General features: G+C 39.0%; 16 protein-coding genes. 15 read left to right on the plus strand and 1 reads right to left on the minus strand.

All coding sequences use genetic code 11. The annotated features are described in order from the left end of the window. Nucleotides 1-12: 12 nt before the first annotated feature. The 9 genes from ABWU87_RS14065 to ABWU87_RS14105 all read left to right on the plus strand — a co-directional run bounded on the left by ABWU87_RS14065 (nucleotide 13) and on the right by ABWU87_RS14105 (nucleotide 13817). Complete coding sequence (locus ABWU87_RS14065; protein WP_353331775.1) at nucleotides 13-867, plus strand: endonuclease/exonuclease/phosphatase family protein; 855 nt, start codon at nucleotides 13-15, stop codon at nucleotides 865-867. 7 nt (nucleotides 868-874) lie between these two features. Continuing rightward, nucleotides 875-1666: an endonuclease/exonuclease/phosphatase family protein gene (locus ABWU87_RS14070; RefSeq protein ID WP_434533890.1), complete on the plus strand. Its 792-nt coding sequence runs from the start codon at nucleotides 875-877 to the stop codon at nucleotides 1664-1666. A gap of 1 nt (nucleotide 1667) precedes the next feature. Beyond that, nucleotides 1668-4169, plus strand: a complete 2502-nt coding sequence (locus tag ABWU87_RS14075) for an endonuclease/exonuclease/phosphatase family protein (RefSeq protein ID WP_353331777.1) — start codon at nucleotides 1668-1670, stop codon at nucleotides 4167-4169. A gap of 28 nt (nucleotides 4170-4197) precedes the next feature. After that, nucleotides 4198-5742 carry a T9SS type A sorting domain-containing protein gene (locus tag ABWU87_RS14080; protein ID WP_353331779.1) on the plus strand — a complete coding sequence of 515 codons (1545 nt, stop codon included), beginning with the start codon at nucleotides 4198-4200 and terminating at the stop codon, nucleotides 5740-5742. Between the two features lie 99 nt (nucleotides 5743-5841). Beyond that, a complete protein-coding gene (locus ABWU87_RS14085; RefSeq protein ID WP_353331781.1) occupies nucleotides 5842-8007 on the plus strand; it encodes an alpha-N-acetylglucosaminidase in 2166 nt (721 codons plus the stop codon). Nucleotides 8008-8119: 112 nt separating this feature from the next. After that, nucleotides 8120-9262, plus strand: a complete 1143-nt coding sequence (locus ABWU87_RS14090; RefSeq protein WP_353331783.1) for a glycerate kinase family protein — start codon at nucleotides 8120-8122, stop codon at nucleotides 9260-9262. A 7-nt stretch (nucleotides 9263-9269) separates the two neighbouring features. Continuing rightward, nucleotides 9270-10517, plus strand: a complete 1248-nt coding sequence (locus ABWU87_RS14095; RefSeq protein ID WP_353331785.1) for a GntP family permease — start codon at nucleotides 9270-9272, stop codon at nucleotides 10515-10517. Nucleotides 10518-10555: 38 nt separating this feature from the next. Further along, complete coding sequence (locus tag ABWU87_RS14100) at nucleotides 10556-11641, plus strand: acyltransferase family protein (RefSeq protein WP_353334483.1); 1086 nt, start codon at nucleotides 10556-10558, stop codon at nucleotides 11639-11641. Nucleotides 11642-11645: 4 nt separating this feature from the next. Further along, the gene (locus ABWU87_RS14105; RefSeq protein ID WP_353331786.1) at nucleotides 11646-13817 is read left to right on the plus strand and encodes an alpha-N-acetylglucosaminidase; all 2172 of its coding nucleotides are present in this window, start codon (nucleotides 11646-11648) and stop codon (nucleotides 13815-13817) included. Between the two features lie 250 nt (nucleotides 13818-14067). Here ABWU87_RS14105 and ABWU87_RS14110 read toward each other — a convergent pair whose 3' ends face one another. Then, a complete protein-coding gene (locus tag ABWU87_RS14110; RefSeq protein ID WP_353331788.1) occupies nucleotides 14068-14904 on the minus strand; it encodes a DUF3822 family protein in 837 nt (278 codons plus the stop codon). A 90-nt stretch (nucleotides 14905-14994) separates the two neighbouring features. On the opposite strand from ABWU87_RS14110, the gene ABWU87_RS14115 reads away from it, so the two are divergent. The 6 genes from ABWU87_RS14115 to ABWU87_RS14140 all read left to right on the plus strand — a co-directional run bounded on the left by ABWU87_RS14115 (nucleotide 14995) and on the right by ABWU87_RS14140 (nucleotide 21334). Beyond that, complete coding sequence (locus tag ABWU87_RS14115; RefSeq protein WP_353331790.1) at nucleotides 14995-16413, plus strand: ATP-dependent DNA helicase; 1419 nt, start codon at nucleotides 14995-14997, stop codon at nucleotides 16411-16413. Nucleotides 16414-17666: 1253 nt separating this feature from the next. After that, nucleotides 17667-18350 carry a hypothetical protein gene (locus tag ABWU87_RS14120; protein ID WP_353331792.1) on the plus strand — a complete coding sequence of 228 codons (684 nt, stop codon included), beginning with the start codon at nucleotides 17667-17669 and terminating at the stop codon, nucleotides 18348-18350. Between the two features lie 220 nt (nucleotides 18351-18570). Next, entirely contained in the window at nucleotides 18571-19140 is a 570-nt protein-coding gene (locus ABWU87_RS14125) for a hypothetical protein (RefSeq protein ID WP_353331794.1), read from the plus strand. A 126-nt stretch (nucleotides 19141-19266) separates the two neighbouring features. Then, nucleotides 19267-19824, plus strand: a complete 558-nt coding sequence (locus ABWU87_RS14130; RefSeq protein WP_353331796.1) for a hypothetical protein — start codon at nucleotides 19267-19269, stop codon at nucleotides 19822-19824. A gap of 278 nt (nucleotides 19825-20102) precedes the next feature. Then, the gene (locus tag ABWU87_RS14135; RefSeq protein WP_353331798.1) at nucleotides 20103-20651 is read left to right on the plus strand and encodes a hypothetical protein; all 549 of its coding nucleotides are present in this window, start codon (nucleotides 20103-20105) and stop codon (nucleotides 20649-20651) included. Nucleotides 20652-20848: 197 nt separating this feature from the next. Continuing rightward, complete coding sequence (locus tag ABWU87_RS14140; protein ID WP_353331800.1) at nucleotides 20849-21334, plus strand: hypothetical protein; 486 nt, start codon at nucleotides 20849-20851, stop codon at nucleotides 21332-21334. The last annotated feature ends 2 nt before the right edge of the window (nucleotides 21335-21336 follow it).

Genomic DNA, 21336 nt, shown 5'->3' on the forward strand with positions numbered 1-21336 from the left:
TATTAATAGGAAATGAGGCTGATCAAATGTCTTATGATGATTTTCTGCATGACATTCGTGTCATGCGGAAAATCGGATAACAATACCCCCTTTGACCCGGGATGGGGAAATGGTGCTGATGATTCTCCTGTAGAGAAGGTTAGTATCGTGACTTATAACATAAGGCATTGTTCTGCTTATATTATAGGAGATACTGATGGACCGATTGATGTTTCGGGCATTAGTCGTTCATTAAAATCGTTACAGGCTGATGTTGTCTTTCTACAGGAAGTTGACAAGAACACAACCCGCAGTGGAAAAGATCTGGACGAAGCAGCCAAAATAGCAGAATTGGCCGGTTTTCCCTATTATCATTTTTATAAAGCACAAGATTATCAGGGAGGTGAATATGGACTGGCAATACTCTCCCGTTTTAACCTTACAGGAATCGAACAGTATGATTTACCACGGGTAGAGGTTGAGGGAACCTATGTTGGTTATTCAATCCTTGCTAAAGCGGTTGTTTCGATAAATGGGAAACGGATAGTGCTTGCAACAACTCATCTTGCTACTACAGCAGAAAATAGGGTAGAACAAATGCCAGTAATAAATGAGAAACTTTCATCTATCAAGGATCTTGTGATTTTGGGAGGAGATTTTAATGCAACCCCATCAAATTCCACAATAAATACTCTGGATAGCTATGGATTTGTTAGAAGTGGTAAGGACAAGAATTATTATACAATACCCTCTAATGCTCCTAATAGAGAAATTGATTATATATGTTTTAAACCGGGAGATAAAGTACAGATAATAGAACATAAGGTATTTGGTGAGATGACAATATCAGATCATCTGCCTGTAAGAGTTACCTTTAAAATGATTTAATAGACTAATGAAAAAGATTCTAGCAATAATAATGATATTTCTGCCCCTTGTTCTGATTAATGCGCAAGATAAAAAAGCTGAAGGGCCAAGGAGAATAAAAGTAATGACTTACAATCTGCGTTTTGGAGAACTCTCTTCTTTAGAGCAGATTGCAGAGCATATTAAGGCATTTAATCCCGATTTTGTGGCGTTGCAGGAGGTGGATGTTAAAACCTTCCGCGAAAGGGCACCCAAGCAAAACGGAAAAGATTTTATTGGTGAACTGGCCTTTCGTACAGGAATGTTAGGACTTTATGGAAAGTCTATATATTATAAAGATGGGTATTACGGAATTGGAATCCTTTCTAAATATCCCTATATAAAAGTTCAGAAAGTAATGTTGCCCCGACCAGAAGAAAAAGAACAGAGAGTGATGCTATATGCCGACTTTGAGTTTTCACCGACCGATACCCTGACTTTTGCTTGTACGCATCTTGATTATTTTTCAGCTGAAACTAGGCAGAAGCAGGCAGCATTTATTAACAATATCCTCTTAAAATCAACTTATCCGGTGATTTTAGGTGGTGATTTTAATGCTCAGCCCGATAGCCCTGAAATAAAGAAAGAAATGTCAGCCTGGAGTATGTTGACAAATAACGATTTCTCAATACCTGCTTGGAAGCCCGAGGCAAAGATTGACTATATTTTCGGATATCCCAAAAAGCATTGGAAAGTTGTACGTACACAGACTATACAATCGTCACTTAGCGATCATCTGCCAATTATTACTGAAATGGAAATTGTTAATGACAATAAATAATATGAGAAACATTTTAAAACAGATTCTATTCATTGTATTCCTCTTTGGAACAGTTCTTTGCTCTGAAGCACAGGTGTATGGAAGCCATATACATTTGGCAAATAAGGATGTCAAGGTACAGGCATTAACTAAAGATAAAGAAGATAATTTGTATCTGATGGGTACTACCACTGATGCGTTGTGCCTAACGGGAAGCCGGAACGTGGAGGAAATTCCTCTACGGATGATGAGTTATAATATTCAGGGACACATTATGAATACGACGAAGTTGAATAATCTGGCAACAGTTATCAACAGCCAGAATCCCGATGTGGTATCTATTCAGGAAGTAGATATGGCGGCATCATATATAACTCACGATTGGCTAGCTGATTTGGCTGCCGCTACAAATATGAAAGCCTATTTTTTTCCAACCGTAGGAGAAAAATATGGAATAGGGCTGCTGACAAAGAAAACTCCATTATCCGTTACCAATAAACTGATTGAAAGATTGCCCGAATCGTCTGATAAGGAAAGCAGAGGAATGATAATTGCCGAATATGATAAGTTTGTCTTTATTGCAACACATTACTCGTTGAATGCTGACGATAGAGATAATGCCACATCATTCATAGTCAATTATGCCTCAACCGCAACGAAGAATGTCTTTGTTGCCGGTGATATGAATGCGCAATATACCTATAGATGCATCCAAACATTTCTGAATTCCGGTTTCAAAGTGCTGAATGATACTTCGATACCTACATTCAGTTCAACAAACCCCACCGAATGTATTGATCTGATCTTAAGCTATACTCCTCAAAATGAGGCTTTGCCTTTTTCTGTTACTGACAGAGGAATTCCGAATAATCATCAAGTCGATTTAACAACAACTTCTGATCATTTGCCTATTTATGTAAATGTTAAGATGACTCGTGATGTGACTGCTAATCCGAATATTCCGGTATCAGATCTATATAATAAGAGCTTGTTCCTGGCAAAATACAATAAAAACCAGGAGCTGCTATGGTACAAACGACTCACTGTGACCGGCGATGTCAGACCATTTGATGTTCAGACCGGAAATGACGGGAAAGTGTATATTGCAATGGGAGTAGATGGATCGTTGACAAACGATTCATTTATTAATGGCAGCTGCAGTGGTCCCATGTTTGCTATTCTTAATGGAAACGGCGATCTGTTATGGCATCAAGCATTTGGGAACCAGTTCGCCAATGATCGATATGCCGCTATATCTCCTGACGGACAAGGAGGATTCTATATCGGAGGAGATTGCAACAGTTCTATCAATTTGGGAGGGAATGCACTCACTTTCGAAGGTACAGGATGTTTCATTGCAAGATATTCGTCTGACGGGACTTGCATTTGGGCAAAGAAAATAGAACCGGGAAGTGCGAAGAATGCATATATGCATCGGATTATAGCCGGGAAACAGAATGATATATATGTGGCCTTTTGTTCTAACGGATCGGATGTTAAGGTGAGTAACCTGTCGTTATCTGAATCAAATATTACTTCAATATCCGCTTATATTTCAAGATGGAATGAGAGTGGAGATGCGGTTTGGTTTAAGAAGTTTAATGGATTTGGTTATAAAACCAATGCAGCTACTCAACGGAATGTAAGTTCCGGACCAGGTGCTGGCGCCATACCTGTGGCGGTTGACGGACAGAATAATGTATCCTTGCTCTTGTGGACTTCCGGCATGCGTATAGAAGTGAAAAACAATGCATCTTCTGCAGAGAATACACTGAGTGATATTTCATTAGGCGAGGGACTGGCTGCAGCCGGATTGGTTTGGCTAAAATATACCTCTCAAGGGAAATTTACATCTTCTCAGAGATTGGGGAATAATGAAATAGCAAGACTCTCTACTACAGAATACCTCATGCAACCATCCATCGCGGTTGATAGTAAAGGTAATAACTATGTGGGAGGATATACCAGTTCCGACAACTATCTTTACACAACCGGTTATCAACCCGCTGGACGAGGAAAAAGAGATTTTTTCCTGGCTCGTATCAATGTTGCTAATACAATTGATTTTGTTCGTCGGGTAGGTGGAACTCAAGATGATTGCCTGCCGGCTATCACTGTTTCGGCGGATGATAATAACATTTATGCAGCTATCTATAGCGAAAGCTCTCCTGCATATCTGGGATTGAATCTTTCTGACACGATGGAAGGACAAGGAGCAAGTGTTACCGAACAGATAAATTCGTCTAACGTCTATTTTACCCGTTATATAATCGATCAGACTCAATCTTCCATTTCTTCGTGCGAGAAAACCGCTCCTATTACTTTCCTAAAAAGTGGAGATGGATATCAGGTGATGGGTGTCACTCAACCTGTTACACTTCATTTTTATTCTATCGACGGAAAACTTTCAGAAACTGCATCTTTCGAATCAGACGGGTGGTTCTCCACTCATGGAAAGAAAGGGATTTACATGGTTAAAATTATGGAGGAGAATGCTGTATATACAACAAAAATTCTTTTTTAATAGATTACTAACTCAAATTAAAATCATTATGAAAACAAAACATTTACTCACTGGATTGTTCCTTTCAGTCGCCATATCGACTTCAGCGGCTAATTATGTAGTGACAAGCAATAGCGTGGATGCTGCAGTAGAAGGTTCTTTACTGAATGTAATGTCGAAAGTCGCTTCAGGCGATGTTATTTCTTTTAATTTTGACGGGACAGAAATTAATAGTCCTTCAGGATCAGCATATGTTATTTTAGATGCAAAGAGCATAACCATCAACGGTATTAATGCTACCAACAACAAGCCTGTGGAGTTTACAGGTCCTGAAGTGATTTTTGAAATGAAAGGGGGCGCAATACTGAATTTGAATAATGTCGTGGTTAGTGGTAAAACGGGAATTCCGTTCAAACTTTCGGCAAATGCCAGATTGAATGCCAAACAATGTAAGTTCCTGAATAATGGTAAAATTGATAATACTAATAATGGCGGGCTTGCACGTATAAGTAGCGCTATTGGCGATTTTGAAGATTGTTATTTTGAAGGTAATGCCTGTGGTGGTTCTTATGGAGGTGGTGCTTTGTGTGCCTATGGTAAATCTAGCTTATACGTAAAGAAATGTACTTTTGTAAACAACCATTCATCTAATGGAGGTGCAATTGTTATTCAAGGTACAACAGGTAACATATTCGGAGATTGCAGAATTGAGAATTCCACCTTTGTTAATAATGGAGCTGACGGAGTTGGTGACCAACGTGGCGGTGCTATTTATGTAAAGAACGGTGGAGACGCAAATTCCAACGTTAAGCCAATTCTCATTTACAACACATTTGTTGGTAATGTGGCTTATCAGGCCGGTGGAGCTATTGATTGTTTTGCAATGTCTGGAAAATTTATAGAAATTACAATGGTAAATAATCTTCTTGCAGGAAATATTCATGGGGATAATTTTACAGACAACGATGTTCATATTTGGAACCTGGTTGAACGTGTTACCACAAAAACTAATAACAACGTTTTTGCCGCCGCTACTACTGATGCATTTACCATTTCTGATACCAATGTTAATTTCGCCACAGATGTTATTTTTAAATCATTGGTACCACATCCTTCTCCCGATTTTCTGGGAACTGACAAAAAAACAGCTCAGTTATATACAGATGCAAATGGCCGAATCGTTGCCATGATTGACGTCAATAGTGTTGCAAAAGGAAAGGCTGTAGCCACTTCTTCCTCTATTGCTAACTTCCCTACTACCGACCAGTTGGGAGCAACACGTCCGGTAAGTCCTTCTGTCGGTGCAGTAGAGTATGCAGATGGACTAACTCCTCTTGGACTTGCAAATGGAATAATTAACCAGAATGTTTCTGGTGCAAATGTAAAAGCATGGATAGTTGGTAATCAGCTATTTGTAAGCGGCGTGGAAGGTAGTGCTGCTGCATCTGTTTATGATCTTACAGGCAAAGAAATTTGCAATGGAACGATTGACAACAATTCTCCAATTTCAGTAAATGAAGTATGTAAAGGGGTATACGTTGTTAAAATAAATAATAAATCAACTTCTGAAGCTATTAAACTTGTTGTTGATTAATTGATATTTTCTTCACTAATTATGTAATATGTAAGCCGGCATTGATTATTTGTCCTTATCTACTCAATGCCGGCTTTGTTAATCTACAGAATCTTTTTTATGAAAAATTTCGCACTTAAATGCTTATCTGTTATTGCAGCATTTATTTTATGCTTTTGTTGCAACTCATCTTATGCTGCAGAACAAATAACTTCCGTGAAGCAACTTCTTCAACGACAAATAGGCGAAAAAGCCAACGAAATAAATTACCAGCTAATAGAGTCTTCAAATGGGAAAGAAGTTTTTGAAATAGAAGCAAAGCAAGGAACATTAACCCTCAAGGGTAGCAGCCCGGTAGCCTTATGTTATGCTTTTCATACTTATTTGAGAGAGGCTTGCCACGCTATGAAAACGTGGAGTGGGAAGCATCTCGCCTTACCTGAAAGATGGCCTGATTATGTATTGAAAAACCAGGTTACTCCCTATGAATACAGATACTTTTTAAATGTTTGTACATTTGGTTATACTACTCCATACTGGGATTGGGCCAGATGGGAGAAGGAAATCGACTGGATGGCACTAAGAGGTGTCAATATGCCATTGGCAACAGTAGCGAGCGAGGCTATTGCCGAAAGGGTTTGGTTACGTATGGGATTAACAAAAAAAGAGATCAGAGAGTTTTTTACGGCACCGGCTCATCTGCCCTGGCACCGTATGGGAAACCTGAATAAATGGGATGGACCGTTGTCGGATGAGTGGCAGGAAGATCAAATTAAAATGCAACATCTTATCATTAACCGCATGCGCCAGTTGGGTATGGAACCAATAGCCCCTGCATTTGCGGGATTTGTGCCGATGGCTTTTGCTCAACAACATCCGGATATTAAATTCAAACATCTAAAGTGGGGTGGATTTGATGAGAAATACAATGCGTATGTATTGCCTCCAGATTCTCCTTTTTTCGAGGAAATAGGTAAACTCTTCATTGAAGAGTGGGAGAAGGAGTTTGGTAAAAATAAGTTTTACCTGTCTGATAGTTTCAATGAGATGGAGTTACCCATTGAGAAAAATGATGTGGAAGGAAAATACAAATTATTGGCCCAGTATGGCGAGTCTATTTATCGCTCCATTGCAGCTGGCAATCCGGATGCAGTATGGGTAACACAAGGGTGGACTTTCGGATACCAGCACTCTTTTTGGGATAAAAAAAGTTTGCAGGCACTATTAAGCAAGGTGCCCGATGATAAAATGATTATTGTGGACCTGGGCAATGATTACCCAAAGTGGGTTTGGAAAACCGAGCAAACATGGAAGGTACATGATGGGTTCTATGGCAAGAAATGGATATTCAGTTATGTTCCAAACTTTGGAGGTAAAACGGCTCTTACGGGTGATATGCAGATGTATGCCTTCTCATCAGCCGAAGCGCTGCATTCAAGTTCATGTGGAAATCTTATTGGATTTGGTTCGGCTCCAGAAGGACTCGAGAACAATGAGGTAATATACGAATTGTTGGCCGATATGGGTTGGAGAAGCCAAGCCATTGATCTGGATAAATGGCTTGAATCCTACTGTAAAGCTCGTTATGGAGCTTACCCCGATGCAATGAAACAAGCCTGGAGTTTATTAAGAAACACAGCATATAGCTCACTTTACTCATATCCACGGTTTACATGGCAAACGGTGACTCCGGATAAACGAAGAGTGAGTAAAATAGATACGAGTGATGATTTTATGCACGCTGTGGAACTGTTTCTGTCATGTGCCGACAACCTTAAAAAGTCGGAATTATATGTAAACGACGCCATTGAACTTTCTGCATTCTATGTTGCTGCGAAGGCTGATAAACTATATAACAAAGCATTAAAGGAGGATGCCTCGGGGCATGCTGCTACAGCGCAAAAATATCTCCAACAAACCATAGACCTGTTGTTGAAAACAGACAGGCTTCTTGTCTCTCATCCTGTCTATCGTCTTGAAGAGTGGGTGAAGTTGGCAAGGAACAAAGGAACCACTACTGCGGAAAAAAATGCTTTTGAAGCCAACTCCAAACGGTTGATAACCACCTGGGGAGGATTTCAGGAAGATTATGCGGCACGTTTCTGGAGCGGACTAATCAAGGATTACTATATACCTCGTCTGAAACTCTATTTCTCGAAAGGAAGAAACGGTATAGACCGCTGGGAAGAAAAGTGGATAAATACTCCGTGGCATAACACCACGAAACCTTATGAGAATCCGGTTAATTCAGCTATTGGATTGGTTCAACAGGTGAAAGATATTTAATCCCCCCAATAATTGCCTTTTATGTTGACGGAGGTATGCGAAAGTTCTTTGTAATTTATTTATTAAGACAATAAACCGTTACCTTTGACATGCCTCTTAACAATTCAATACTATGAAAAAGATAATTCTTGCATTCGATTCATTCAAAGGGTCGGCTAATTCTCTTGATATTGCAAAACATGCTGAACGGGCTATTTTGAATGAGTATCCCCGTTGTGAGGTGATGCGTTTCCCGATTGCCGACGGTGGAGAAGGTACAACTGAAGCTCTGTGTGCCGGCTTGGATACCACAAAAGTTTATTGCCGGGTTCATGACCCGTTGATGAATCCGATTGAGGTTTCATACGGAATTTCCAGAGATGGTACGACTGCTATCCTCGAGATGGCATCGGCCAGTGGATTGCCTTTGGTGCCGGTTTCTCTTCGCAATCCGATGAACACAACCACTTTTGGAAGCGGAGAAGTTATTTTGGATGCCTTGAATCGCGGATGCCGTAAGTTTATTATGGGGATTGGTGGCAGTGCAACCAATGATGCCGGGATAGGGATGCTCAGTGCTTTGGGTGTCCGCTTTCTCGATAGTGATAAACAAGAGCTAAAACCGAAGGGCGGCAACCTGATAAACATAGAATACATTGACGATTCGGCCATGCATCCTGCTTTGAAAGAGTCTTCTTTTACCATTGCATGTGATGTAAACAACCCACTCTTTGGTTCAGAGGGAGCGGCATATATCTTTGCTCCGCAGAAAGGTGCAACAGCTGATGAAGTAGAAGCGCTGGACAATGGACTAAGACACTATGCAAAACTTATCAAAGCATATAAAGGTGTTGATATCGCTTCGATAGCAGGTGCCGGGGCAGCAGGAGGAATGGGTGGAGGCTTACTCGCTTTTCTGAATGCTAACCTGAAATCCGGCATAGATACCATTCTGGAAATCCTCAATTTCAAAGAGTCCATACATAATGCAGACCTTATTTTTACGGGAGAAGGGAAACTGGATGTGCAGACCGGCATGGGGAAAGCATTAGGAGGAATTTTAAAAATAGCAAACCAACAGAACGTTCCGGTCATTGCTTTGGGAGGATGCATTGAAGATGCGGAAAAGCTTAATGAAATGGGCTTTACCGCTGTACTTTCCATTCAGCCAGCTCCGGTTTCTTTAGAGCAGGCAATGCAACGACAGTTCACATTAAAAAACATAGAGACTACTATTACCCAGCTTTTGCGGGTTATTAAACGATTTGGTAAATAACAAAGAAATGACAGCAATTGGCGCATTAATCGGATTATTGATATCCGTGTACTTAATCATAAAGAAAATCCATCCAACTTACAGCCTCATTGCCGGAGCAATTATCGGAGGTTTGCTTGGTGGACTTCCACTAACAGAAACAGTAAAAGTGATGACTGACGGGGTTAAGGATATAACTCCCGCTATTATTCGGATTCTTACAGCAGGTGTATTGTCGGGTATTCTCGTTAAAACGGGAGCAGCCGCTACAATATCCAATGCTATCATTCATAAACTAGGTGAAAAACACGTGTTCTTTGCATTAGCACTGGCCACTATGTTGTTATGCGCCGTGGGGGTATTTATTGATGTGGCGGTAATCACCGTAGCACCTATTGCCCTTTCCATCGGTAAACGCCTGGGACTTTCTCCTTCCGTATTATTAATAGCCATGATTGGCGGAGGAAAATGTGGAAATATTATCTCTCCCAATCCAAACACCATTATTGCAGCCGAGAACTTCAGAGCCGACTTGTCTTCTGTTATGTTCTCCAATATTATCCCAGCTCTGTTGGGGCTTTTATTCACTGTGTATGTTGTTGTACGGCTTATCCCTAAGAAATTTGTGAATATCAGAAATGAGCAAGAGGCGTCTGACGACCAGTCATTGCCTTCTCTTGCCAGTAGCCTGGTTGCCCCCGTCGTAACTATTTTATTATTGGCGCTGCGCTCTTTGCTGGGTATCACCATTGACCCATTACTTGCTTTGCCTGTTGGCGGACTTTGTGGCATCATCTGCATGAAACAGTGGAAAAATATTCTTATAAGCATGGAGTTTGGTTTGCAAAAGATGTCGACAGTAGCCATATTACTCATAGGAACCGGAACTATTGCCGGTGTTATCAAGAACTCAACTCTAAAGGACTGGATTCTTCAGTTGCTCAGTCAGGCTCATTTCAATGAAGTGACCATTGCTCCTATATCAGGAGCGCTGATGTCGGCAGCTACTGCTTCAACAACAGCAGGTGCAACACTCGCTTCGGCATCTTTTGCCGATACAATCATGGCTGTGGGTATATCTGCCGCATGGGGCGCAGCGATGATAAATTCCGGAGCAACAGTTTTAGACCACCTGCCTCACGGTTCTTTCTTTCATGCAACAGGAGGCGTGTGCGAACTCTCTTTCAGGGAAAGAATGAAGTTGGTTCCTTATGAAACACTTATAGGAGCCGTGTTGGCTGCATTCTCTACCTTGATGTGCCTCATGAACTTTTGATTAAAACAACTTGAATAAATAAAATAGCTATGGATAATATAAATCAGTCAAAACGGCTACTCTCACTCGATGTTTTGAGAGGAATCACCATTGCCGGGATGATATTAGTCAACAATGCCGGAGCCTGCGGGTTTCCTTACGAACCATTGCGCCATGCAAAGTGGGATGGTTTTACCCCTGCCGACCTTGTATTCCCGATGTTTATGTTCCTGATGGGAATCTCAACCTATATCTCACTTCGGAAATATGATTTTCAGTGGAAACCTGCTATCCGGAAAATTGTAAAACGCGCAGGTTTGTTATTCCTGATAGGGGTTGCGATGAAGTGGTTTATAGGTTCCTGCGAAAGCGGAACCTTGATTGACTTGGATCATCTGCGCATAATGGGAGTCATGCAGCGGTTGGGTATTTGTTACGGCGTTACAGCAATTATGGCTTTGTTTATTCCACATAAGCGCTTCCTTCCGGTTGCAATACTCCTTTTAACAGGATACTTCATTCTTCAGATTGTAGGAAACGGATTCGAGAAGAGTGCCGATAATATTATCGCAATAGTTGATTCTGCGATTTTAGGTAACGATCACATGTATCTTCAAGGTAAACAGTTTGTTGATCCTGAAGGTCTGTTAAGCTCCATCCCGGCTATTGCACAAGTAATGATTGGTTTTGTATGCGGGAAAATCATTGTTAACATGAAAGATAATCAGCAGCGTATGCTGAATTTCTTTCTGATGGGAACTTGTTTGCTGTTTGCAGGCTTTCTGTTAAGCTACGCATGTCCGCTCAACAAACGTTTATGGTCGCCCAGCTTCGTGCTGGTTACCTGTGGTGTTGCAGCGCTTTCGCTGGCTGCTATGGTTTATGTTATTGATGTGAAACAGCATAAGAAGTGGTTCTCATTCTTTGAAGTTTTTGGTGCAAATCCGCTTTTGTTGTATGTGGTAGGATATATTTTTGGTGAGCTGTTCCGTTTGTGGAAAGTCAACCTTTTTATGTTTGATACATTCCTCAATCCGATGTTTGGAGACTATTTTGGTTCCTTTATGTATGCAGTCCTGTTTTTGTTCTTAAACTGGATTCTCGGATATATCTTGTTCAGAAAAAGAATCTATATAAAATTATAATCAAATGATGAAAAAAAGCATTTATCTGTTTGTTTGCCTGTTCTTCCTCTCCCTAATGGCAGGTGCAAAAGGGAAAGATGTTGCATCAATGCAAGCATTGGTAAAACGACTTATCCCGTCTTATTCCGAAAAAATTCAGTTTAAAGAGCTGAAACCAGTAAACGGCAAGGACTGTTTTCAACTGGAGTCCGGGCAAAATAAAATCGTGATAAGTGGTAACAATGCCAATTCGATGGCAATGGGACTGAATTATTATTTAAAATACTATTGCCTTACAACTGTTTCCTGGTACGCAGATATCCCGGTTGAAATGCCGGATACATTGCCCGCCGTGAAAAACAAAATCCGGGTAGAGGCGAAAGTAGACAAAAGGTTCTTCCTGAATTATTGCACCTACGGGTATACAATGACCTGGTGGCAGTGGAAAGATTGGGAACGGTTTATCGACTGGATGGCACTCAATGGTATAAACATGCCTCTTGCCATTACAGGGCAGGAAGCAGTATGGTACAAAGTTTGGAGGAAATTAGGATTATCCGACCAGGAAATTCGTTCCTATTTCACCGGACCAACTTATCTTCCGTGGCATCGCATGGCAAACATTGACGGGTGGAATGGTCCTCTGCCAATGGAATGGCTTGATAATCAGGTTGAATTACAAAAGAAGATTCTATCTCGTGAACGTGAGCTTAGCATGAAACCCGTATTGCCTGCTTTTGCCGGTCATGTTCCTGGTGTTTTGAAACGGATTTATCCCGATGCAAATATTCAATATTTAAGTAAATGGGCCGGATTTGAAGATGCTTACCGGTGTAGTTTCCTGAATCCTGAAGATCCGTTGTTTGCCAAAATACAGAAACAATTCCTCCAGGAGCAGACACGGCTCTTTGGAACCGACCATATTTATGGGTTAGACCCATTTAATGAGGTAGATCCGCCCAGCTGGGAACCCGATTACTTAAGAAAAGTCTCGTCCGATATGTATCGCACATTAACGGCTGCCGACTCAAAAGCTATCTGGTTGCAGATGACTTGGATGTTTTATTTTGATCGTGCGAAGTGGACGGCACCGCGCATCGAAGCCCTCTTGAAAGGAGTGCCTCAGGATAAAATGTATCTGCTCGATTATCACTGTGAAAATACAGAACTGTGGAAAACAACGGAACGTTTTCACGGTCAGCCATACATCTGGTGTTATCTTGGAAATTTCGGAGGAAACACCACTCTTACCGGAAATGTAAAAGAGAGCGGGAAACGACTTGATAACGCACTGATTAATGGTGGTGCCAACTTCAAAGGTGTTGGTTCTACCCTCGAAGGACTTGATGTGATGCAATTCCCCTATGAATACATTTTTGAAAAGGCATGGAATCTGAAGAACGAAAATGCAGCATGGCTCGAAAGCCTTGCCGACAGACATGTCGGTTATGCTTCGCAACCCGTTCGTGAAGCATGGGATATTCTTTTTAACCAGATATATGTTCAGGTTCCTAAGACATTGGGCGTTTTACCAAATTTCCGTCCGGTGATGAAAGATTCGTATAAACGTAGTGACAACGGCTACCAGAATGCAACTTTGCTGAAAGTGTGGGCTAAGTTGCTGCAGGCTCCCGATTGTAAAAGAGATGCCATGCGTGTGGATGTTATCACTGTGGGACGTCAGCTGTTAGGCAACCACTTCCTGAATGTGAAAAAAGAATTCGACCAAATGTATGCTGAAAAGGACCTCCCTGCACTAAAGGCCCGAGCAGCAGAAATGAAGGAGATTCTGAATGATTTGGAGTCTCTCAACGCTTTCCACCCGTACTGTACATTAGACAAATGGATTGCTGATGCACGCGCATTGGGTGATGGCCCGCAACTAAAAGATTATTACGAGAAGAATGCCCGTAATCTAATCACTACCTGGGGAGGCAGACTGAATGATTACGCCAGTCGTACCTGGGCCGGACTGATAAAGGATTACTATTCAAAACGTTGGAATATGTATATGGATGCAGTTATTCTTGCCGCCGAGAGTGATAAGGAATTCGACCAGAAAAAGCTGGATAAGGAAATCGATGCTTTTGAAAATTCATGGGTGAATTCCACAAATCCTGTAAAGGCAGAGCCAAAAGGTGAGTTGTTGACTTATGCAAGGTTTCTGTTGAAGAAATATGAAAACCGGATAAAATAAGATTATTCCTGGTTGTATATTATATGACAGTTGATTAAATCAATATCCTGATTTGTGAATCAGTATCTTATTTCTTAAATCTAAAGTCTCTGTAGAGAATACAAAGACGTATAAAAGGGCGGGTTGTTTCAGACTCGCCCTCTCTGTTTTCTGGAGAGATTTATAGATGTTATCAGATATGCTATAGTGAAATATATTCAGCCCATCAGATTGGTTACCATCTCATTGAGATGTACATTCTCTACACTGTCTATAAATCGCACAAAGAGAGGGCCTGCAGGTCGAAAGGGATTTTCTCTGTTTTCACGTTTCCGTCTGATGAAAAAACTGAATCAGGTTTAATGACAAACAACTGCCTCACAAATCTTTTGAGCCCGTTTACAACGCCTTCTTTATCGGCGAAATTTCCGGAGAGATGCAGCTCGTCTCTTTCTTGGTTAAAGTCCAGCTCTTTCCATACATAGAGCAGGTAATAGATGATGTCTGACGTTGCACTGCACTTAAAGTTGTTGATAAGCAAGAGGCGGCCCCGTTCATAGCAGAGCACATCTACCGATTTTTCTCGCAGACAGGCGTACATTTTCAGGTTATTTCCCTGTTTGCTGAGCCCGGAATAGTATTCGGCAAGCGTACTTGCATGGCAGTAGAAGCTGGCATCTGGGAACTGTTCCTTCATCTGCTGGTAAACGCTCTTATCAATTGCGAAGACAACCACAACATTAGCCTTTTTCAAGATGTTGTAAAGAACTACCTCATTGTCCTGCCGGGGGTGGTTGTGATAAAGAATTGTTTCGGCCTGCTCATCCTCAAAAAGTTCGAAAGGAATCAGGGTAAACCGCCGGGTCACCACCAGTACATTTACTCTTTTATAGCTATGCTTCAGAAATTCGTTCTCCTTGAGGGCGTCTTTTACATTGGCCGCCATGGAGAGATTTTCGTTGGTCGCTTTCGACAAGAAACTATACGCCTTCTCATTCGTAGGGTTATAGATGGAGTAAAAGAACTCTTCAGTTGTCAGGCGAACGGTGAGTGTGTATTGCCCGGTTCTGGAATAATCTATTTGTGGTGTGTTTACCTCTTCAGTCATGTTGTGGCGATTAAAAAAAGATTGTTGTTTTACAACACTGAAAAATCTCTTTTTTTAGTTTATATTCGTAGCGCAAATATATAACAAAAAATGATTAATAGCTATCTGGTTGGTCAAATTAAGGAAAATTTCCCTCACGATTTCACTACCGGTCAAACCCGTACTGTAGAGGAACTGGCCGATTTTATGCTTTCGCCAGTAAACGATGCCGTGTTTATTCTCAGGGGATATGCCGGAACCGGTAAAACATCCCTGGTCTCGGCTGTGGTGAAAACCATGACGAAGTTGGGGCAGAAATCCATCCTGCTGGCACCAACCGGTAGGGCTGCCAAGGTGTTCTCCGGATACTCCGGCCATCCGGCTTATACTATTCACAAGAAAATATACCGCCAGCAGTCGTTCAGCAACGAACTCTCCAACTTTTCGCTGAACGATAACCTGCACACCCACACACTCTTTATTGTTGATGAGGCTTCCATGATTTCTAACGACGGACTTTCGGGCACTTCGTTTGGCACGGGACGGCTTCTCGACGATTTGGTGCATTATGTTTATTCGGGCGAAGGGTGCCGCTTGCTGTTGATGGGCGATACGGCCCAGCTTCCTCCGGTGGGGCAGGAGGAGAGCCCGGCACTTGTGGCCGATATCCTGAAAGGGTACGGACTGGCAGTGCGGGAGATGAACCTGACCGAGGTGGTGCGTCAGCTTGACGACTCGGGGATTCTCTGGAATGCCACGGCTCTCAGGAAACTCATTTCGCAGGGAGATGTAGATGCATTGCCCAAAATAAGGGTAAAAGGGTTTCCCGATATCCGACTCTTGCCCGGCTCTGAACTGATTGAGGAGATAAGCAGTTGCTATGACAAGGTGGGGATGGACGAAACAATCGTTGTATGCCGTTCCAATAAACGGGCAAATATCTACAACAACGGCATTCGCAATACGATACTCTACAGAGAGGAAGAACTCAGTGGGGGCGATTTGCTGATGGTGGCAAAGAATAACTATTACTGGACACAGAATTCCCAAGGGATAGACTTTATTGCCAACGGCGATATGGCGGTGGTGCGCCGTGTACGAAGAACCCGCGAAATTTACGGATTTCGTTTTGCCGATGTTCAGCTCATTTTGCCCGACTATAACGATTATGAACTGGAAGCCACCGTGCTGCTCGACACACTTCGTTCCGATTCTCCGGCACTTTCCAGGGAAGAAAACGACCGCCTTTTCTATTCTGTTCTGGAAGATTATGCTGACATCTCCACCAAACGCGAGCGGATGAAGAAGATGAAAGCCGACCCTCACTATAACGCACTTCAGGTGAAGTACGGATATGCCGTGACCTGCCACAAGGCCCAGGGCGGGCAGTGGAAAAAGGTGTTTCTGGACCAGGGATATTTAACCCCCGAAATGCTGACCCCCGATTACTTCCGATGGCTATATACCGCCATCACCCGTGCCACGGAGACCCTCTATCTGGTTAACTATCCGCAGGAACAGGTGGAGTAATCCCCGGATTCCTGCCGGATAATCTGATGAAAAGCTGATTCTCCTCTGCTCCTGTAAGCCTGCTGTTCAGATTTGTACCTAATAATCTGATGAAAGGTTATCTTGCAAAGAGGTTAGGTGTAGACATTTATTCGAATAATTTAAAGTGAAGGAACGGTCATTGGTTTTTCCGTCACGAGCCCATCAAACCAAAGCCGGCATTTACTGAACATATCTCGATTAATTAACCAAAACAACTCGATTAGTTAACCAAAACTTCGAGACGTATTATCCCAATCATGTACAAGATTAGGGGGTAATCATGTACAAGATTGAATCCAAACATGTACATGATTGGGCTGAAACATGTACAAGATTGAGCTAATCATTGCCGTTGTTTTGGTTAGTTCATTCTGAACAATGGATTAGTATGTTGAGACAGCCTGTTAATCAGACTAGCTAGGTAGTAACTTCTACACAAAGGAAGTGACAAATTTTCTAAATCATTTGTGCTTTGTACGTAAGTGCAAGATAATCAACTGTATTTTATTTGCTGGGGTGTAGAGGGTGGAGTAAAAACAACCCTTTTCCGCTTCCAGAAAATCATATTCGAAAAAAAGTATTTTAGAAGAATTTTCATTTTCCATTTTTTAGAATCGAAAAACAGACGTTTTATCTACACCATCTACACCATCTACACCATCGTGAGACATTTTTAACCAGTAATGAGCCCAATACAAGGTTTTAATTGGTAGCGAAAGCAATTGTCTGCCGCCCCGAACCTTTTATTCGTAAATTTTATTCCATTGATAATGAGTATAGTATATAATGATAGGTGGCAGAGGTGGCAGAGAAAACAACCCTATTACCTTTCTGTAAATTGTAAATCGAAAAAAAGTATTTTAAAAGAATTTTCATTTTTCAATTTCTGAAACCGAAAAACATCCTTTTTTAGTGCCACCTCTGCCACCCATCCGCAATAATCTCTATATCTGGTGTTAAAAGAACAAGGTTATTATTTAAAGTATTACCCATCGCATAAATATTTTTTATTATATTTGCCTAATATGGTAGAAGATGGTTTTCTAACTTTGCAGAAAGGGAAACAATGATACTTAAAATTATATCTTCATATGAGGAATCACAATTTTGATATTTATACCAAACAAAAATGAAATAAATCTTGAAAAAGATTTATAAGAAAAAATATTGAATCTTATAAAACACGATACGTATCGAATCGGTAACGGTACAACCTAATAAAAACAAATAGTATGAATATGTCGAGATGTATTGTATTAACGATTTTGTGCCTATTAGTAATGGTGAAGGTTGAAGCAAAGAATGATCCTTTTAATATCCCATTAAACAGCATCAATAAAGTTGAAGTTCTATTTTATGACTTTGATATTTATACAACTGTTACTATTGTTTGTGAAACATTTGAAGAATTAGCAAAGCCAGGTTTGAAAATAATATCGAATAAAAGAGATATCTCTGATTTAATACTTTGTTTAAACAATTTGAAAATTGTTGAAGGTAATATTGAGAAACGAATAAATGTAATATATCCCGATAAAACAAGCGGAAAAATGCTTCTTTATGCCGATGGTAAAACACTAACGTGGAATGGTGTAAAGTATAGATCTACAAAACAGCTTGTTGATAATCTAAATAAGTCTTTTTCAGTTTCTAGTGAAAAGATTCTTTTAAAAAATAAGAAAGATGTTGAGCAGTTTACAAAATACATATCTGAATTACATCCAATTGCTGATATTATTGATACAAGAGCCAAAATTAATATTTACACCGAGAAGTGTATTATTCCAATTTGCGTGGGAGAGTTTGATGCGAAAGTTATCGGTGAAAGCAATGTTTATAAACTGACAAGAGAGTTGAAAGATTATATAATCAACTTATTCAACAGATCGGATAACAAAATGAATATTTCTGAATAATAGTAGTAATACATATAAGTTTTATCTTTTCATGTCAAAATAAAGGTTTATTTGTTTGATTGTCTTATATATATAATCAATAACAACAATGAATAAGTATAATTTATTATATTTGCTGAAAGGGGGATTATAGTGAAAGTCTGCAGGATTAAAAGTAACCTGCATGGAAGATTTAAGTTGTTTAAATTGTGACAAAGAGTAGCTGTGAAATAATAACAATATGAAGATAGTTAGGAATATAGGGTTATTTGTTTTGATTGCATCGCTAATCTTGAATGCATATTTAATTTTATCTAAAAGCACAAAGAAAAGTGATAATATACAAAATATTCAATTTGCAGGACAATTTGTTTTTAACAAGAAAATGGATAGTCTATTAAATGCTTTTGTGGAAGAAGTTAAAAATGATAGCTGTTTTTTTGAAATGTATATTGATAAAAGGATTAATGAAACATATATTCTTTTAAGAGCAAGTATAGCCTATCCTAATAAAGCAATAAAAAAGCCATTTGAAGAATATATGAGTGCAAGAAAACCTCTTCTTTTTGCCTCTGTAAGAAAGAATGTTGGTTTTTTTGTATATACAGGAATAGAAGAAATGTTATCCTTGACATCTGTTGACAAACAATTTAAATTCAAAATGTATAAGGAAATGTTTTATAATTATTATTGGACAATTGTTCTCGTTAATGGCCAGTATCTTGTATTCAAAAAGGTGTTTATCAATCCTTATGGTCTTAAATTTGACTACAAGAGAAAAATAAGTTTTGAAGAGGAGAAAGGTGAATGATATTTTTAATATCTATATCGGAAAAACACAGATTGGGTATGGTTTTATATGTTTACAATTCAATTTGTTAGATAATGAATTTATAAATAGTGGACACTGTTTATATAATTTTGTAAATGTGAAATTATGAAATACAGTATTCTTTTTTCTTTAATAGTAATGCTGATGGGCTGTGGACCCGCAGATAAAGATATTTATACTTTATCAGAAATTAAAAAGATTTGCAGTCCAACTGATCCAATTTTTGATCCAAGACCTGATTTTAATCTTGTTTTTACAATCGGAGTAGATGACAGTATATATGTTTTAAATATAAACCAGCTACACAAACTATATAAAAGAGGTTATGTAAATAAATATAAAAAGTTTTATGATTTTGCATATGAGGCATTGAATCAAAGAATAAAGGTGGATTTTAAAAAATCAACAATAGTTTATGACTATAAAAGGAGGTTTAAATTAATGCCTTACATTACAATTCTCTATAATCAAGAAGGGTTAGAAGGACTTATTGATAGGTTCTGTAAATATGATGAAAAAAGAGGTTTCTATTTTTTACAGCTAAAAACAGACATTCATATGTATGCTTCCACAATTTCATATTACTTTTTTCTAAATCGATATTACACCCTTGAAAGTGATGATCAATTCGGAGTTTCATATACTAACATTGATAAATGGTAGCTTTTCAGAATACATATTTAGTAAAAGAGATTAAAAGATATATTATGAGATAATCAACCTGTTATTATGAGGTTATATATTTCTTACGACGGTGGTCAGTTAAAGGTAAGTAACAATGTGCTTTCACCAAGCTATTACGGGAATAGATAAATATTAAGACAAGTATGTATTAAATTGATGAGAGTGGATACTAAGTGAAAAATATAATGTCGTTACATAGTGTTTACTGATTTGGTTAAGTTGGTGGATATGTATTATTGCATTAAAAAAATTAAATTATGAAATCGATTAACTTTATTACATTGCTATGCTGTGCATTGTTAATTATGTGTTCTTGTAATAAAAATAAAATATCTATTGATGAACATTTCATCAAATTAGTTTCCAGAGATATTTGGCCGTCTAAATTTGAAAGATATCCTTTTTATTGCAAAGGAGAAAATGGGAAAATATTAGAGGTTCGATCGAGAGACTTAAGGATGTTATATGATGATGGATCATTTGATTTTGACTATTTATCTTTTCTGAAAAAAGTATTAAACCAAAAAATGGAGCTTCAGTCGCAAGGAAAAGTCGAATCATTTTATTTAGATAAATATCTGGAGAAAGCATATAGAAATATTGATTTTAAAGACTTTATGCGTATTTATTGTATCGATGAAGGAGAGAATCGTTTTAGATTAAAAAAAGGTTTTACCTATAATCAAAAGAGAACAATTTTTTATTTTTTATTTATTAATAATTATTTGTCATGTTTTGATGATTATGCTGGCGTTTTCTGGATATTTAATACAAATATTTACAATAGTTCAGAGCGTAAAAAATGAAGTAATCTTCCCTAAAATAGAATGAGATTATAACCTGTGCAAACGGGAAAAATAGATGTTTAATAATTTGTATAGCGAGCAAGTGTTGAAATAATGGAAATAAATGGAGCTAAGAATTAATATCATTGAATAAGGTTGAAAATGTTTAATGTAATTGAAATAATAGAGTGTTTTTAAAATATATTGTGATAGACCAAATGAAAAAAACAATTTTATTAATGCTGTCTGCCCTGACATTAATTTCATGTAGACAGCAGAATGTGAAAACAGAAAATGTCAGACTTAGACATGATATTGAAAGAGTACTTGACAGCATTATGGAAATGAATAAACCGAGTAAAGTTTATGAATTGTATATTGATAAAAAAGATCAGTATAATTCTGATATTTTATTTTATTTTGGTTCAACGTCGTTAACTGAAGAAGACCCTCAGTTTCAAAGTGGATCATTTCTGCAAACAGAATTAAATGATAAGATAATAAAAATTTATTCTGGTGTTGAGAAATATATATCGTCGAATAATGTAAAGAATTTAAGTGAGATAAGTGCCGAAATAAATCCTGATAGGAATTGCTGGGTAATAAAAGATCGGAATGGCAAATTGAAAATTTATGAAGTTTTCCATGCCTATCCTTTTTGTCCATTTCCTTTAAACAGTTTTAGTCCACCTGATATTCAATAACT

This window comes from Bacteroides sedimenti (assembly GCF_040365225.1).
In the GTDB taxonomy this organism is placed as follows: domain Bacteria; phylum Bacteroidota; class Bacteroidia; order Bacteroidales; family Bacteroidaceae; genus Bacteroides; species Bacteroides sedimenti.

What these genes read in the sequence shown, in the direction of transcription:
- ABWU87_RS14070 (WP_434533890.1), top strand. Translation starts at nt 875, where the DNA reads ATGAAAAAGATTCTAGCAATAATAATGATATTTCTGCCCCTTGTTCTG.
- ABWU87_RS14110 (WP_353331788.1), bottom strand. Translation starts at nt 14,904, where the DNA reads ATGACTGAAGAGGTAAACACACCACAAATAGATTATTCCAGAACCGGG.
- ABWU87_RS14065 (WP_353331775.1), top strand. Translation starts at nt 13, where the DNA reads ATGAGGCTGATCAAATGTCTTATGATGATTTTCTGCATGACATTCGTG.
- ABWU87_RS14125 (WP_353331794.1), top strand. Translation starts at nt 18,571, where the DNA reads ATGAAGATAGTTAGGAATATAGGGTTATTTGTTTTGATTGCATCGCTA.
- ABWU87_RS14095 (WP_353331785.1), top strand. Translation starts at nt 9,270, where the DNA reads ATGACAGCAATTGGCGCATTAATCGGATTATTGATATCCGTGTACTTA.
- ABWU87_RS14090 (WP_353331783.1), top strand. Translation starts at nt 8,120, where the DNA reads ATGAAAAAGATAATTCTTGCATTCGATTCATTCAAAGGGTCGGCTAAT.
- ABWU87_RS14130 (WP_353331796.1), top strand. Translation starts at nt 19,267, where the DNA reads ATGAAATACAGTATTCTTTTTTCTTTAATAGTAATGCTGATGGGCTGT.
- ABWU87_RS14140 (WP_353331800.1), top strand. Translation starts at nt 20,849, where the DNA reads ATGAAAAAAACAATTTTATTAATGCTGTCTGCCCTGACATTAATTTCA.
- ABWU87_RS14080 (WP_353331779.1), top strand. Translation starts at nt 4,198, where the DNA reads ATGAAAACAAAACATTTACTCACTGGATTGTTCCTTTCAGTCGCCATA.
- ABWU87_RS14135 (WP_353331798.1), top strand. Translation starts at nt 20,103, where the DNA reads ATGAAATCGATTAACTTTATTACATTGCTATGCTGTGCATTGTTAATT.
- ABWU87_RS14120 (WP_353331792.1), top strand. Translation starts at nt 17,667, where the DNA reads ATGAATATGTCGAGATGTATTGTATTAACGATTTTGTGCCTATTAGTA.
- ABWU87_RS14115 (WP_353331790.1), top strand. Translation starts at nt 14,995, where the DNA reads ATGATTAATAGCTATCTGGTTGGTCAAATTAAGGAAAATTTCCCTCAC.
- ABWU87_RS14075 (WP_353331777.1), top strand. Translation starts at nt 1,668, where the DNA reads ATGAGAAACATTTTAAAACAGATTCTATTCATTGTATTCCTCTTTGGA.
- ABWU87_RS14085 (WP_353331781.1), top strand. Translation starts at nt 5,842, where the DNA reads ATGAAAAATTTCGCACTTAAATGCTTATCTGTTATTGCAGCATTTATT.
- ABWU87_RS14105 (WP_353331786.1), top strand. Translation starts at nt 11,646, where the DNA reads ATGATGAAAAAAAGCATTTATCTGTTTGTTTGCCTGTTCTTCCTCTCC.